Raw genomic sequence first — 14,929 nt, forward strand, 5'->3', positions numbered from 1 at the left:
CAAAATGGAGGGGATTTCAGCAGCTGATTTGTACAAGTTCGACGAGATCTATTGGGTCCCGCAGGATAAGTCAGAGGCACAGTTAGCGGAATCCCCTGCTGTTGTTTTGGAGGAGGAAGCTATTGCGGCGGTTAAGCCGAAAGTCTCCACTCCTTGGGTCGTTGTAGGCCAAATCGCCGAAGCCGAACTAGCTCGTTTAAAACTTATTTTCTCTGCCCCTCCCCTCGTTTTAGGTCCCGCTGATTGGTCAGTCTACACTCCATCGGACGAAGAACCAAGCTTCACTGAATTTTTAAAAGAGACGAGCGCAAAACGCTATATCTTTATCGGTCAACAGCCAGCTGTTTGGCAAGGGGAATTACCTACCACCGAGATCGATACCATTGAATCCAAATTAGTCTATTTCTTTCCACGCTACATTTCGTCGTTGACGGATGCGGAAAAGACGCTGAAGATGGCGTTTTGGAATGCGCTGAAGGAGATGAAAGGGTAAGAAGTCGACTTCGTCTTAGTCATCCTTCGGATTTAGTCATCGCGCCGACTAAGCGAGCGGCTTTGCCGCGAGCTCATACCTCGCCAACGGACTCACATCCTGCCCACAGAATTCCCCTGCTTCAGCTTTGAAATGTCCCGCCATGGCGATCATTCCCGCGTTATCGGTGCAATAGCTGAAGGCGGGGATGAAAACTTCCCAACCTAATTCGGAACCCATTTCTGTCAGTCGAGTGCGTAAGCCGGAGTTAGCGGAGACGCCACCGGCGATGGCGATTTGAGTGCAGTTCATTTCTTTCATCGCCTTTTTCGTTTTGCGTAGGAGCATGTCGATGAGGGATTTTTGAACGGAGGCGCAGATGTCAGCTTTGTTTTCTTCGATGAAGTTGGGATTTTTTTTGACTTCTTTTTGGAGGAAATATAAAATGGCGGTTTTGATGCCAGAGAAACTAAAGTTCAAGCCGGGCATTTCACCTAGGGAGAAGAGGAAGCGGTCGGGGTTACCCTCTTTGGCTAACTTATCGATCAAAGGACCACCCGGATAAGGGAGGCCGATCAGTTTGGCGGTTTTGTCAAAAGCCTCGCCCACGGCATCGTCCTGTGTCTCGCCGATGACCTCCATATCAAGTGCCGATTTTACCCAAACCAATTGGGTGTGGCCGCCACTCACGGTCAGGCAAAGGAAGGGGAATGTGGGCTTGGGATCTTCAATAAAATGCGCCAACACGTGCGCCTGCATGTGATTCACCTCGATTAAAGGGATGTTCAAGCTCAAGGCTAAAGACTTCGCAAACGAGGTGCCGATTAATAAAGCTCCTAAAAGCCCAGGGCCCCTTGTGAAGGCAATGGCATTCAGTTCATTTTTGTTTATATTTGCTTTTTGCAGGGCCTCTGTCACGACAGGGATGATTGATTTTTGATGAGCTCTGCTGGCTAATTCGGGAACGACGCCACCCCATTCCGTGTGGATGAGTTGTGTCGAGATGATATTAGACTTCAAAACGCCGTCTACCATGACAGCAGCCGAAGTTTCATCACAAGAAGATTCAATAGCCAGTAGCTTCATAAAAATAGAATTCTGCGCAAAAATACGGCAATATGGTCAAATATCTCAAAATCTTCGTCAAAACAATCCTCTATGGATTGCTGGGGATTTTTTTGCTGATTTTTGCCACCATTCTCCTCCTGAGAGCTCCCGTTAATCAGACTTTATTAGCGAATTATTTAACTCCCAAAGTCGAAAAGGCAATCGGTTATCCTGTGAAAATGCAGGGTATTCAAGTGAAATTTTTCGACGAAGTCAGTATTAAAGGTTTGGAGGTGAAAGACCCTTGGGGCGCTAAAATGATTCAAATCGATCAGCTCGATGTGAATTTTAGCATCGCCCATTTATTCCTTCAACCCGGGAAACCAAGTTTAGATTATGCGCGTTTAACACGTCCTAATGTCCACCTAATCTTTGAAAAGAAGACGGGTAAAATGAATATTGAGGAGTTTATTTTGCGCCTTGAAAAGTGGATTACGGGGGGAGTAAAGACGGTGAAAAAAGGTCCGTCGTCCATTTTTACCATACCGGAAGCGGAGGTTATTGATGGTGCTTTTTCTTTAGATGATAACACCGTAAAGAGTGAAGCGACTCGCCGTCATTTCGATATTTCGCACTTTACTTTAGCGAAGGTTTATTCCAAAGTCAAGAATTTTTACATCAAGAACGATACGCTTGGACTACAGGCGATTGGTTTGCGGACGAAAGATCCGTTGACTGGTTTTGACGTAAAAAGTCTGAATACGGTGTTTATGATTTCTGATCATCAGATGCGCTTTGATCAACTGGATTTGCGCTTTAATGATTCGCGCGTGACACGGAAATTTGTAGTGAATTACCGCGATATGAGCTCGATGACGCGTTGGATTACAGACGTGGACATGCGGGCAGATTTTAATGGAGCGCTGGTGAAAGGGGAGGATTTAGGCCGATTTGTGGAGGCGATGTATGACTACAAAGGGATGTATCGTTTGAAAGGTTTGCTTAGAGGTACAGTTGCGAAATTGGATTTGAAAAAGTTTGAGTTAGGTTTTGGTGCTAAAAGTGTCTTGCGAGGCGATTTTAATTTCAAAGGTTTACCTGAGGTGGACAAAACGGAGATGGATTTCACCATGCGTTCTTCGCTGTTCTATCCTCAGGATTTAGGTACGTATATCACGAAGCCGGCAGCGGAAAATATGGTTATTTTAGGGCCGGTGGCTTTTGATGGTCTTTTCAAAGGGAACAACAGAGTCTTTAGAACGGCCGGGAAATTGAAGACGGGATTAGGCTATGTGGAGGCAGATGTGAAAATGAATTTGCAGGATTCGATGGCCTTTTCGCGCTATGATGGGAAGATCAAATTACAGAAATTTAAGCTAGGGAAACTGCTGGGAATGGAGCCCATGTTAGGAACTTTGGATGCAGAAGGGAATTTGAAGGGGAGTGGATTTGCCAAGAAATCGGCTAATATTGATTTTGACGGGAAGGTTTCGGAAATCTTTTTTAATCAATACCTCTACCACAAACTTACGTTAAAAGGGAACTTCCAGAAGCAATTATTTAAAGGGGATGTCATTTCGAAGGATACGAATTTAGTGGCAACGATGTCAGGTTTGATTGACCTTCGGGGAGCGAAGCCAGTGTATCAAATGCAGGGAGAAATAACCCATTCGAATCTTCACAACCTTCGTTTACTTGATTCTCAACTGAGTTTGACTACGGACTTTGAATTGGATTTTAAGGGGGATCGCTTTGATGATTTAGAGGGGCGCACGGTCTTTTACAATTCCACCTTGCGCACGCCTAATAAACCCGATTTGCATGTAGAGTTAGTGACGCTGACTTCGGAAAATGGGCCTGGCCAAAAGCGGCATTACAAGTTAACTTCAGATCTAGTTTCCGCTGAAATCAGTGGCGAGTTTACGCCCAGTTTATTGCAATCTCAATTGAGTCAACTGGCTAAAGAGTATGCGTTATTTTTCCAAAAAGGGTCTGATGAACGCTGGGGTTATTATGCCACTCATCGCCACGAAATTGACACCAAGTACAAGGCAGATTTTACGGTGATTTGCCATCGAGTAGATCCGATTTTGGTGCGCTTTTTTCCGTCGGTTCAGATCGGAGAGAATACCGTATTTTCAGGAAATATTTCGAAGGGGAGAACGCTTTCTGTGAGTTTGGAGGCCTATCCAGACACCTTAGTTTTAGGGGGATACCATTTTTATCAATCTGTTTTTTCCTTCCAAAGTTCGAAATTCTTAGGAGCACCTGAAGTTTCATCTAGTCTCGTTTTCTCTTCTAGAAAGCAGCAATTGAACTTTTTGACACCTACAGAGAATTTCAAATTGGATGCGCTTTGGGATCAAGATCGGATCAACTTTGGACTTGATTTTAAACAGCAAGGGGAAGAGAATTCAGCACATCTAGCGGGGGCATGGGCCTTCGAGGAAGATGGCTTGTCGTTGAAATTTAAGGATACGTATTTTCGCATTTTAGGTCAGGACTGGGCAATGGATCCAGCGAATAAAATTACGATTCAAGGGCCAGAATGGAAGGCAGATCGGGTGTTAGTTGCTAACCAAAATCAATCCATCTCCTTGCAAGGTAGCCTTTCGAATGACACGACTGAGACCATTAAATTGCGGGCGAATCATTTCCAGTTATCGACCTTGAAACCCTTGTTTGCCACGAAGACCACCGGGGAATTAAATGGGGAGATTGCGATTCAAGATTGGTACAACCATACGCGTCTGGACTCTTGGTTATTAGTGGATTCGCTGCGCTTGAATAAGTTTTATATCGGGAATTTGCAAGGAGTGGGAACCTATTTAGCGGATGATAAAGCGATGGATTTAAACCTGAACTTAAACCGCTTGGGTGAATCGGTTTTATCGCTTACAGGGACTTATAAGCCTTTTGAAGAGGAACAGAAGTTGAATGTGAAGGCAGAGCTGAATCAGACGGATTTACAGATTTTGGAGCCCTTTACAGAAGGTGTTTTCTCTGGTTTGAAAGGTTCGGCATCAGGTAATTTACACATCGGAGGTTTGCCTACAAAACCGGAGATTACGGGTGATATCGTGTTTTCGAAAGCGGGAGCTGTGTTTGATTATTTGAAAACATCGATGTCGGTATCGGACACAGTAAACTTTACCCCGCGGAAGATTTATGCCAAAAATTGGAAAGTCTTAGATTCAGAAGGGAATAAAGCGTTAGTCAATACCACGCTCCAGTTTCCAGAGGGTAAGCCCTTTGAACTGGACATCCAAGCGAACCTAGATCAGTATAAATTATTAAATACGAGCCGGGAGCCGAACTCGATTTATTACGGGTTAGGCTATGCCTCAGGTCCGATGCGGGTATCTGGATCGATTGATAATTTAGTCGTTTCGGCTGATTTAAAATCGGAGAAAGGAACGCGCCTATTCATTCCTTTGGATCGAGAAGAAGATGCGTCAGAGGCGGAAGATTACAGCTTTGTGAGTGAAATAGCGGCGACCAACGTGGAGCAAGCCGCCGCTTCCGTGTCTACTAAACTACAGGAGGATGGGATTACGCTAGACTTACGTTTAGCATTAACTCCCGAAGCCTATGGTGAGGTGCAGTTTGATGCGAAGAAAGGGGATGTGATGCGGATGTATGGTTCCGGAGATATCAAGATGAATTTGGACAAAAAAGGATCCTTTAAAATGGTAGGCGATTATGCGATCGATCAAGGAGATTATACCTTTACTCTCCAAAACTTAATCAACAAAAAGTTTGCCATTCAACGAGGTTCTAAGATTTCTTGGACGGGTGATCCACTCGAGGCTAATGTGAATATCAAGGCGATTTATACCCAATATGCCTCCTTGTTTCCTATTCTGTTAGATACGACGAACAAGGGGAATTTACCGGAGTTTAAGCGCCGTTACCCGGTGGACGTGACGATTAGTTTACAGGATCGTTTGTTATCACCTAGCGTGAATTTTGATATCGGTATTCGGGATTATCCGAAGGATATGACTTTGAATGGTGCGGTGACAGCCTTTACGAATCGGATCAAAACAGACGACCAAGAATTAACGCGTCAGGTCAGTAATCTCTTGTTGTTTGGCCAATTGGTTTCGCCATTTGGGGGAAGCGGTCTAGCACTGGGGAATTTGATGGGAAATTTTACGGAGATGCTTTCGAATCAGTTGAGTAATTTGGCCTCTAAAATCAATAAAGATTTAGATATTTCTGTTTCGCTGGGCGGCGGTGTTTTAAACCAAGATATCTTGTCGAATTTACAATTACGTGCCTCTTATAATTTCAATGATCGCCTGCGCATCACGAGAAGCGGTGGATTTACAGACGCTAGAAACCAAACGAGTCCGCAAGTATTACTGGGGGATTGGGCCTTAGAATGGTTCGTGAAACCGGATGGAAGTTTACGGCTGAAGACCTATAATCGCAACGTGCAGACGACCATCTTAGGTTCCTTCAACTCCTACCAAATCAACCAAACCGTGGGAGCCAGCTTATTATATAACAAGGGTTTCAATACCTTCTTTTGGCAGAAGAAGAAATAAAAAAGGCCACCCTGTCGGATGGCCCATTTCAAAAAACGTAGGAGGAAATTACTTTACCTCGAATGCGCCAGTTCCGATTTGGAAACCTTCTGCATATAATTCTACTGAATATTTACCTGGCTTGTAAGCAACACCACCGCGAGGGTAAGTGACAGCTACGGTTTGGCTATCATTCGTATATTCAAAAGTTTGCTTCGCTGTGTACGTCAGCTCTTTTCCGTTGATGGTGATACGGCCAGAACCGATTGCTTCGTCAGAAAGAGTAGCACCTTCGCCATCTAATACACGAACGTAAACCGTCTTGTTTTCTAACTTTGTGATTGGGTTTGTCGCTAGGCTAAATACCACTTTCAATTTCTCGATTTTCTTTCCATTTAAACGAGAACGTTCTGTTTCTTTTCCTTTCGCGTTCACGGCTAACACTTTCAAGTTTTGTGCCTTCAAAGCAGCAGCAATGCTTACTTTGCGTGCTAATTCTTTATTGCGTTGGCTTACTGAAGAAAGCGTATCGTTTAACGTTTGGTTTTGGTTTTTCAAACCTGAGTTCTCCGTGTTTAACGTCGTGTTTTGCGTCGTTAACGTTTGGTTGCTCTCCGTTAAAATACCGTTTTGCTTCTTCAATTCAACGATTTCAGCGTCTTTTGTAGACAAGACCACGTTGTATTCTTTAATTTTCGCTTCATACGAGGCGATCGTTGCGTGGTTTGAGTTCTTTAAAGAGGCTTTATCTTGTTCTAATTGAACTTTCAAAGCTTCTAAATCAGCTACTTGACCACCAAGAGACTTGATCTCAGCGATTTTAGCATCTAATTGCGTCGAAATCGAATCTAAAGAAGCGCGCGTATTGGATAATTCGGTTGCTTTTTGTTCGATTTGCGTAGCTTGATCCTTCGTCGTTTGGTACGAACGGAAGTACAAAACTCCTAATACTGCCGTTAGCACTGCTAAGACAATTAGGGCTGTTTTGGAATTGTTGTTAGGCGATTGTTCCATTGGGTATAAATTGATTTTTAAGGGTTTATAATTTTTATTGCGGCAAAAGTACAAAAAAAAGTCCACATTTCGGGGGGTATCTCGGATTGAAGGCTCTTTTTGATTAATTTGCATTGCTTATTTAAATCCTATGCCTACATACGACTTTATTGTCATCGGTTCTGGAATTGCTGGTTTATCTTACACGGTTAAAGTGGCGGACTATTTTCAGCAACGTCAAATCCCCATCAAAATTGCCTTGATAACGAAGACAGTGGCGGAAGAGACGAATACGAAATATGCGCAAGGCGGGATTGCAACCGTTTGGGATTCAGCGGATTCCTTTGAAAAACACATAGAAGACACGATGGTAGCTGGGGACTTTGTGAGTGATCGCAAGGTGGTAGAAATAGTGGTAAATGAGGCTCCAGCGCGTTTAAAAGAGTTAATCGCCTACGGGACTGATTTTGATCGCCAAGCAGATGGATCATTTGATTTAGTGAAAGAAGGTGGCCATTCCGATAAGCGTATTTTGCACCATAAGGATTCAACCGGAAATGAAATAGAACGGGCTTTATTAGCCAAAGTCAAGTCCTACACTTGCGTGGATTTCTTTACGCATTACTTTGCGGTAGACTTGATCACCCAGCATCATTTAGGAGAGAAAGTGACGAAGGATACGCCGGGTAAGAAATGTTTTGGGGTCTATGTGCTGAATCTCAAGACGAATAAAATTGAAACTTTTTTAGGTAAAACCACCTTGTTAGCTACCGGTGGAATCGGTCAAGTGTACCAATCGACGACCAATCCCACGATCGCAACGGGTGATGGAATCTCAATGGCCTACCGAGCAAAAGCCTTTGTGCAAGGAATGGAATTCATTCAATTTCATCCTACGGCCTTGTATAATCCGGGTAAAAAACCCTCTTTCTTAATTTCCGAAGCTGTTCGCGGACACGGTGGAATTTTGAAGAACCAAGATGGTTCTACCTTTATGGAAAAGTACGATGCGCGTTTATCTTTAGCCCCTCGGGATATTGTGGCGCGTGCGATCGATTCTGAGATGAAGAAGAACGGAACGGATCACGTTTTCTTAGATACCCGTCATATTCCGAAGGAAGAAATTCTACAGCATTTTCCCATGATTTACGATCATTGCCTGCAGGTGTTAGGTATTGATATGTCTCAGGAAATGATTCCAGTCGTTCCAGCCCAACATTATTTATGTGGGGGAATTATCGTGAATGAACATAGCCAAACGAATATCGAAAATCTTTACGCCGCCGGTGAATGTTCGTTTACGGGTTTACATGGGGCGAATCGTTTAGCCTCTAATTCCTTATTAGAAGCGATTGTTTACGCGCACCGGGCATTTGAAAAATCAGTTTCTGAATATGGTACCCAGGTGTTGCCGGAAGGTATTCCATCGTGGAATGATGAGGGAACACGCCACCCCGAGGAGATGGTTTTAGTGACGGAGATGACGCGTGAATTAGAGTCCATCATGTCAAATTATGTGGGGATTGTTCGGACGGATCGCCGTTTGAAAAGAGCCTATGATCGTTTGGAATTGATCTATTTAGAGCATGAAGAATTGTACCGTCAATCGAAAATTACGGTGCCTTTGTGCGAATTAAGAAATATGATTAATGTAGCCTATTTGATCATCAAACACGCGCGGGCACAGCGGGAAAACAAAGGGTTGCACTATAACCTAGATCTGATTCTTTAGGTAGGAAACGATTACATCGAGTCCTTTTTCGAAGTGCTGATTGTTCGGAATCACAATGTCACAACTGCGTTTGTGTGGTCGAATAAACTCCTCGTAGGTGGGTTTTACGTGGTATTTCCAGCGGTACATCACATCCTGCAAATCGTATCCTCGCTCTTCGTTATCGCGTTTGATTCTCCGTTTTAATTTGATTTTATCTCGGGCGTCAATGAATATTTTGAGGTCCAAAAGCTGTGCCACCTCCGGAAAGTGAAACACAAAAATCCCCTCCACTACTAAGATTTTTCGGGGATGAAAATGCAACATATCAGGCACTTTCTCCGTGTTATTGAAGGTGTATTCCACCCTACTCACTACTTCGCCGTTACGCAATCGTTCGATGTCTGCCGCAAAAGCTTGGTCATCGATGGCCCCTGGAAGATCAAAATTTTCGATTCCGTTGTGATCCTTCGTCTGGTGTTCGATAGGACGGTAGTAGTTATCTTGGGACAAAAGGCAGATGTCATCCGTCCTGAACTGTTCCATTAATCGGCTTAAAAAGAGGGTTTTACCTGAGGCGCTACCACCAGTGATTCCGATAATAAAAGGACGTTCGATTGTTGACATAAGTGCTTAATTCCGGTGCAAATTTGCGAAAAGGTTTTTATTTAAGCTAAAAAACCGCTTTCATTTTCGGAATTTGAGGTAAATCGCCACTTCATCCTTCGTCTTGGTTTCTATATATTTCAGGCCGGCTTGCTCGAATTCGTCGATGATTTCGGGCTCAAAAAATAAGTCTTTTCCGCATCCTTCATGCTGCAAACGCTCCACTTTGGATATTTCCTCCTCGATAATGATGATGCCACCTTCCTTTAAGGCGCTTTTGATTTTTGCCAGCATGGCTGCGCGATCCTCCAATTCGTGCCAGGCATTAAAGACCCAAATTTGATCTTTATTTTGCAGCTTCTCCGGATTTAGTTCGACCTCCGTATTCCAAATTAATCCCGTTTTTTCCGTGAAATAGTCAATGCTATCTTGGATATCTTCCTGTTGTACGACTGGATCTACTAGGGCTAAATTTTGTGCGGTATAATGTAGGCAAAGGCCTACTTCCCACCAACCATAACCACAGCCAATGGAAGCGATGTGATCCGTCGTTTTCCATCTGCCAAAATCGTAGAATTCTTTCATAGACTCGCAATTTAAGGTATATTTGGTCAATAATATAAAACAACATGGCGATTTTTATTGCACCTACGGCCAGCGTAATGGGTCGCGTTTTCATCTCGAAGGACGTTTCTGTTTGGTATGGCGCGGTAATTCGGGCGGATGTGGAGGAGATTCACCTAGGAGAAGGCTGCAATATTCAAGACAATGCCGTTTTGCATGCAGATGAGGGCGATAAAACCATCATTGGGCCTCATGTGACGGTCGGCCACGGAGCCATCGTGCATGGCGCGGAAATAGGGGAGGGGAGTTTAGTGGGAATGCAGGCTACGGTATTAAATAGGGCCAAAGTAGGAAAGTTTTGCCTCATCGGGGCTCACGCCTTAGTCACGGAAGGAATGGAAATTCCCGATTACTCTTTGGTTTTAGGAACGCCTGCAAAAGTGGTTAAGACCCTTAACGAAGATCAAATTAATCGTCTGAAATATGGCCCACCGCATTATGTTAAAATGGGGGCCGAACACAAATCTGGAAAATTTCCCTTGTTAACCGCAGCTGACTTCGAATAATGGAACTCATACTCATTCGCCACGCACATGCAGGGCCACACACGGTAGAGGATAAAGGACGCCATCTCTCAGAAAGAGGCATTGAAGAAGCGCTTCTTTTAGGGGAGTGGATGCATTTAAAACAATTCCCAGCTGGGTTCTGGTTAATCTCTGATGCCATCCGTACGCGAGAAACGGCTGAACTACTAGGCAAACCCTTCTCAGAATATGAGTTATCTGAATTTTGGTATATCTCTAGCGGACCAGATTATTTGACAGAGATCGCGAAGCGGACAGAGCCTATTATCTACCTGGTCGCGCACAACCCTTCTATTTCTTACCTAGCCTCCTATTTAACTGGTGAAATGATCCAAATGGAAACCGCCGGTTGTGTATCTTTGCATTTTCCAGGTCTAAGCTCTTGGTCAGAAATCACCAAAGGCTCCGCTAACATCACACATCAACTATGAACAAGAATCAGAAAATATTTCGCTGGGTGTTAATTTTGTTTACGCTGCTGATGATCGGTTTAGCAGTTCAGATGGCAAGCAATACCACTGCACCCTGGAACAAAAAAAAGCATTTAGAGAAAAGTTCACATTGAGTACTTTAGATTTCCACTACCAAAATCGTGCTATGTCGGATTCTACATTCTAAAATCGTGCTGCGCAATAATTTTGTGAATGTAGAATCTCTCCATCTTTCATTTAAATAGCATAAAAAAGGGGCCTAAGCCCCTTTTGATTTTAATCAATAATATTCAATCATTTCATGAATGCATCGCCGCAAGCGAATCCAACTCTATGCTTTATTCTTTGTGCTTTATGCTTTAAAAAAGTGCTTTATTCTTTAAAAGAGAGCTGTAGATTTTTCTCTCTACTCTCTACTCTATAATCTAAAGAACCGAAGCAATATGACGTAAATGATGCTCACAATGCCATGCATATATCCCCAACACCTTATCTAGTTGATACGTAATACCACGTTCTGGGTGTAAATAGGTTTTCTTCCAATCTGCTTCCGTTAGTGTTTCCATTAAATATACCCAACGCAAGTGGATGTAACGCAAGCCCTCTATAGACCAAGCGATAGGTGCTTGATTGCCATCTGGCATAGATGCCCAATCGTCTTCGCTATAAGGTTTGATGGTTGGATTGTCTTCTGTTAAGGCCATTTTGAAACGGATGTAGCTGTTCATGTGGCTATCCATTAAATGGTGAATGACTTTGCGCGCAGACCAGCCGCCTTCGCGGTAAGGTTTCTCTAATAAAGTTTCATCAACACCCTTTAACAAGGCCGTTAAATCGTCAGCAGTCGTTGCAATTGTTTTGATCCAAGCAGCTCTGATCTCTGGTGTAATGACCTCTGGTTGTTTGTATTTCCCGATAGGGTATTGCAATGGGTTCAGTTCTGTATTAGACATGCGTATAAAATTTAGTGATGTCGATAGCCGCTTCTCTCGTGTGAGCAATCAGTGGATGAACTCCAGTTTTGATGGCTTCTAACATTTCTTTGGCGGTATCTTTACTTAAATGAGCGACATGTAGGGGAAGCAATGTTTCGCCTTCTTCGATTTCCAAAGGAGTGCAAACGCGGAAGTTCTCTGTTCCAAGAGCTGCTAATTCGGCTGCCTGAACCTTGATGGCTTGGAAGCTGGCTTCTAAATCCTCTTCGGATGTACCGACGATCTCCAATATCTGGATTTCTTGTGCTGCTTTCGCTTTCAAGGAGGCTGCAATTGCCTCATCCAAGGCTTTTAATTGTAAACAAAGGGCATAATAATTTTTGCCCGTTCTTAAGCGTTCACGTATCGATTGGCGAATAAAGTAGGTCAAAGAATCTGTCACATTCAGCCCTATTTCGGCCATTTGCTTGAAGATTAATGAGCTAGGCGACATGCCTGGAATCGTATTAGGATCGTGTAAAACGACAATGCCATTTGTGTCTAGGAATCCGTCGATGCGGGTACAAACCCCAAAGCCTAAGTCCTCAAACGCTTGTTTTACTTGCGCTTGAATCACTTGTAGGTGAGCCAGGCTTGCGTGCATGGGGATGCGTTTGCGCGTTAATTTGGATTTGTATTTGGCATTAAAATCAAATACTTCTACCGATTCATCGATGACGATTTCGGTAGGAGGTAGGGCCACAGCTTGTCCGGCTGGGGTTTGGATGACGCCGCAGCTAAATTCGTTTCCATTCACGAAAGACTCTAATAAGATGGCATCTTCTGAGTGAATCGATTGAATGCTTGCTTTTGTGACCGTATGCGTGAAGTATTCTCGGAGGGCTTCTAATAAGTTAGCTGGATGATGGTACACCTGTTTTTGGAACACGACTGGGAAACCAATTCCCTCGTCTAGGTTGACCATTTTTTGTAATAAAGCTACTTGTGCCTCTTCGTCTAGTTTAATCCATTCCTCGCGGTAAATTTCCTCGATAAAAAGACATTTTTTAATGGCTTGATCGAAAACCTCGAGTGAATCCTCTTTCACGAAGGCAAGACCGATGGAGGATCCTTGGTGTGGTGCTTTGGCTACAAAAGGGATACCGATTTCTTTCTTTACTTGCTCGAAAAGAGTTTCACGGCCATACTTGTTATAATCATCTCTTTGTAAAACGAAAAATTTCTTCTCCAAACCAACGGACTTCTTCAGCCAGTCATTTTGTTTGGCTTTATCAATACCAATAGCCGATCCTAGTACACTAGGTCCTGAATAGGGAATGTTATACCACTCTAATAGTCCCTGAATACTACCGTCCTCTGCACCTGGACCGTGCATCGCGATGAAGGCAAAGTCAAAGTGTTTCGCAAAATCAGCTGGCTGAATAATTGTGCCGACCTCCGCTAATAACTCTACGGCATCCGCATCAGGCAAAGATTCAATATACACATTGAATGGAGCAGTTTGTAAGCGTTTAGGTGGGTAAAATGAACGAATCGATTCCTCGAAAATGAGCTCTTCCCTGATCAAGATGAAATGGCCTAGGCTATCCACGAAAACGGGGATAGGCTGAAACAAAGCCTTGTTCAGGTGGGCCATCGCTGTTTTGCCTCCTAAAAAACTGATCTCCCGTTCACGTGCGGGGCCACCAAAAAATATTCCTATCCGCATCATATGCCTATTAGGGTTTTACTTCTTCTACTGCTGTAATTTCTGGGACATCTCTGCGGATGGCCTCTTCTACCCCTGCTCTAAAAGTCATGGCTGACATATTGCAAGATTGACAATTACCTGTTAGAGCTAATTTAAGCACATTTTCAGGAGTGATTTCGACAATTTCTACATTGCCTCCATCGGCCACTAAATAGGGTCTTATGCTATCTAACGCGGTTTGAATGCGATTATGTAGTGGGTGGTTTTCCATATTAAGAGGCTTGATTCGCGTTAGAAATGGCTACTTGCTGGGCTAAATTAGCTGCGATACTGGCAAACGCATCGGCGCTAGGGCCTTCACTCGAGGCGATGGGTTTACCTTCGTCTCCTGCTTCGCGAATCGCTTGAATTAAAGGAACCTCACCTAAGAAAGGAACCGCGTATTTCTCGGCTAATTGCTTACCGCCATCTTTACCAAACAAATAGTATTTGTTTTCAGGTAATTCAGCTGGAGTGAAATAGGCCATATTTTCAACTAAACCTAATAAAGGAACATTGATGCCTGCTTGCTTGAAGAAGGCTAATCCTTTCGTGGCATCGGATAAAGCGACTTTTTGAGGAGTCGTCACGATTACCGCACCGGTTAGTTTAATTAGCTGAACTAATGTCAAATGGATGTCCGAAGTTCCCGGAGGAAGATCGATTAGTAAATAATCTAATTCATCCCAGTTGGTATCCCCAAAAAACTGACGCAAAGCCTGCGTCATCATAGGTCCTCTCCACGGCACAGGACTTTCGCTCGGAGCTAAAAACCCCATGGAGATCATCTTGATGCCATATTGCATGATCGGTTGAATGCGATTCTTGCCGTCTACCTCCGTCACTAAAGGTTGTAAATCTTCTGCCCCAAACATCACCGGAATCGATGGTCCAGAAATATCTGCATCTAGGATACCTACTTTCGCTCCAGCATTTTTCAAGGCCATCGCTAAGTTTGCCGTTACCGTTGATTTACCTACGCCACCCTTACCGGATGCCACCGCAATCACGTTTTTAACGCCTGGAATAAGGGGGTCTTTAGAGGTCAAAGTGGTTACTTCGGCCGTCATATTAATCACGATTTTCAGGTCTGGATGCACTAGGTTGTGAATCGCGTCCTCGCAATCTTTTCTGATCTTCTCTTTTAGAGGACAGGCAGGTGTCGTTAAAACGACCGTAAAGCGAACTTCGCCCACGCCTAATTCCACGTCCTTAATCATATTCAAGGTCACTAAATCTTTCTTCAGATCTGGCTCTTGAACGGTGCTCAGGGCACCTAAAATAATCTCTTTGCTTACGCTTAATTCTCCCATGAATCTCTTTTC

The 14,929-nt window shown here is 43.8% G+C and carries 13 protein-coding genes; 5 read left to right on the top strand and 8 right to left on the bottom strand.

The features are described from left to right. Positions 1-4 precede the first annotated feature (4 nt). Positions 5-493, top strand: a complete 489-nt coding sequence (locus G9X63_RS02660; protein WP_252624005.1) for a hypothetical protein — start codon at positions 5-7, stop codon at positions 491-493. A gap of 48 nt (positions 494-541) precedes the next feature. Here the strand turns inward: G9X63_RS02660 and tsaD are convergent, their stop codons facing one another. Then, positions 542-1,558 (bottom strand): tRNA (adenosine(37)-N6)-threonylcarbamoyltransferase complex transferase subunit TsaD, encoded by a 1,017-nt coding sequence (tsaD, locus tag G9X63_RS02665; protein ID WP_252624008.1) that lies wholly within the window; start codon positions 1,556-1,558, stop codon positions 542-544. Between the two features lie 32 nt (positions 1,559-1,590). On the opposite strand from tsaD, the gene G9X63_RS02670 reads away from it, so the two are divergent. Beyond that, complete coding sequence (locus G9X63_RS02670) at positions 1,591-6,072, top strand: translocation/assembly module TamB domain-containing protein (RefSeq protein WP_252624012.1); 4,482 nt, start codon at positions 1,591-1,593, stop codon at positions 6,070-6,072. Positions 6,073-6,120: 48 nt separating this feature from the next. Here G9X63_RS02670 and G9X63_RS02675 read toward each other — a convergent pair whose 3' ends face one another. Further along, on the bottom strand, positions 6,121-7,065 hold the full coding sequence (locus G9X63_RS02675; RefSeq protein WP_130895074.1) for a hypothetical protein: 945 nt from the start codon (positions 7,063-7,065) through the stop codon (positions 6,121-6,123). A gap of 130 nt (positions 7,066-7,195) precedes the next feature. On the opposite strand from G9X63_RS02675, the gene nadB reads away from it, so the two are divergent. Next, on the top strand, positions 7,196-8,776 hold the full coding sequence (nadB, locus tag G9X63_RS02680; protein ID WP_252624014.1) for an L-aspartate oxidase: 1,581 nt from the start codon (positions 7,196-7,198) through the stop codon (positions 8,774-8,776). Here the strand turns inward: nadB and udk are convergent. After that, entirely contained in the window at positions 8,759-9,382 is a 624-nt protein-coding gene (gene udk / locus G9X63_RS02685) for a uridine kinase (protein WP_130895076.1), read from the bottom strand. The two genes, nadB and udk, sit on opposite strands and share 18 nt — an antisense overlap. Before the next feature lie 60 nt (positions 9,383-9,442). Then, complete coding sequence (locus G9X63_RS02690) at positions 9,443-9,946, bottom strand: hypothetical protein (RefSeq protein ID WP_252624016.1); 504 nt, start codon at positions 9,944-9,946, stop codon at positions 9,443-9,445. 44 nt (positions 9,947-9,990) lie between these two features. Here G9X63_RS02690 and G9X63_RS02695 point away from each other — a divergent pair, with 44 nt between their 5' ends. Together G9X63_RS02695 and G9X63_RS02700 are read left to right on the top strand one after the other, a co-directional pair. Further along, positions 9,991-10,491, top strand: coding sequence for a gamma carbonic anhydrase family protein (locus tag G9X63_RS02695; RefSeq protein WP_130922919.1), 501 nt, complete (start codon positions 9,991-9,993; stop codon positions 10,489-10,491). Further along, positions 10,491-10,940 carry a SixA phosphatase family protein gene (locus G9X63_RS02700; protein ID WP_252624019.1) on the top strand — a complete coding sequence of 150 codons (450 nt, stop codon included), beginning with the start codon at positions 10,491-10,493 and terminating at the stop codon, positions 10,938-10,940. Before G9X63_RS02695 ends, G9X63_RS02700 begins: the two co-directional genes overlap by 1 nt. A gap of 425 nt (positions 10,941-11,365) precedes the next feature. Here G9X63_RS02700 and G9X63_RS02705 read toward each other — a convergent pair whose 3' ends face one another. From G9X63_RS02705 to G9X63_RS02720, 4 genes are read right to left on the bottom strand one after another with little or no spacing between them, the layout of a single operon-like run. Next, positions 11,366-11,893 (bottom strand): YfiT family bacillithiol transferase, encoded by a 528-nt coding sequence (locus G9X63_RS02705; protein WP_252624022.1) that lies wholly within the window; start codon positions 11,891-11,893, stop codon positions 11,366-11,368. After that, a complete protein-coding gene (locus G9X63_RS02710; RefSeq protein WP_252624025.1) occupies positions 11,886-13,586 on the bottom strand; it encodes a D-alanine--D-alanine ligase family protein in 1,701 nt (566 codons plus the stop codon). Before G9X63_RS02710 ends, G9X63_RS02705 begins: the two co-directional genes overlap by 8 nt. A 7-nt stretch (positions 13,587-13,593) precedes the next feature. Further along, positions 13,594-13,836, bottom strand: a complete 243-nt coding sequence (locus tag G9X63_RS02715) for a NifU family protein (RefSeq protein ID WP_130895081.1) — start codon at positions 13,834-13,836, stop codon at positions 13,594-13,596. A gap of 1 nt (position 13,837) precedes the next feature. Continuing rightward, the gene (locus G9X63_RS02720; RefSeq protein ID WP_252624028.1) at positions 13,838-14,917 is read right to left on the bottom strand and encodes an Mrp/NBP35 family ATP-binding protein; all 1,080 of its coding nucleotides are present in this window, start codon (positions 14,915-14,917) and stop codon (positions 13,838-13,840) included. Between the last annotated feature and the right edge of the window lie 12 nt (positions 14,918-14,929).

This window comes from Aquirufa antheringensis (assembly GCF_023921165.1).
GTDB classification, from domain to species: Bacteria; Bacteroidota; Bacteroidia; order Cytophagales; family Spirosomataceae; genus Aquirufa; species Aquirufa antheringensis.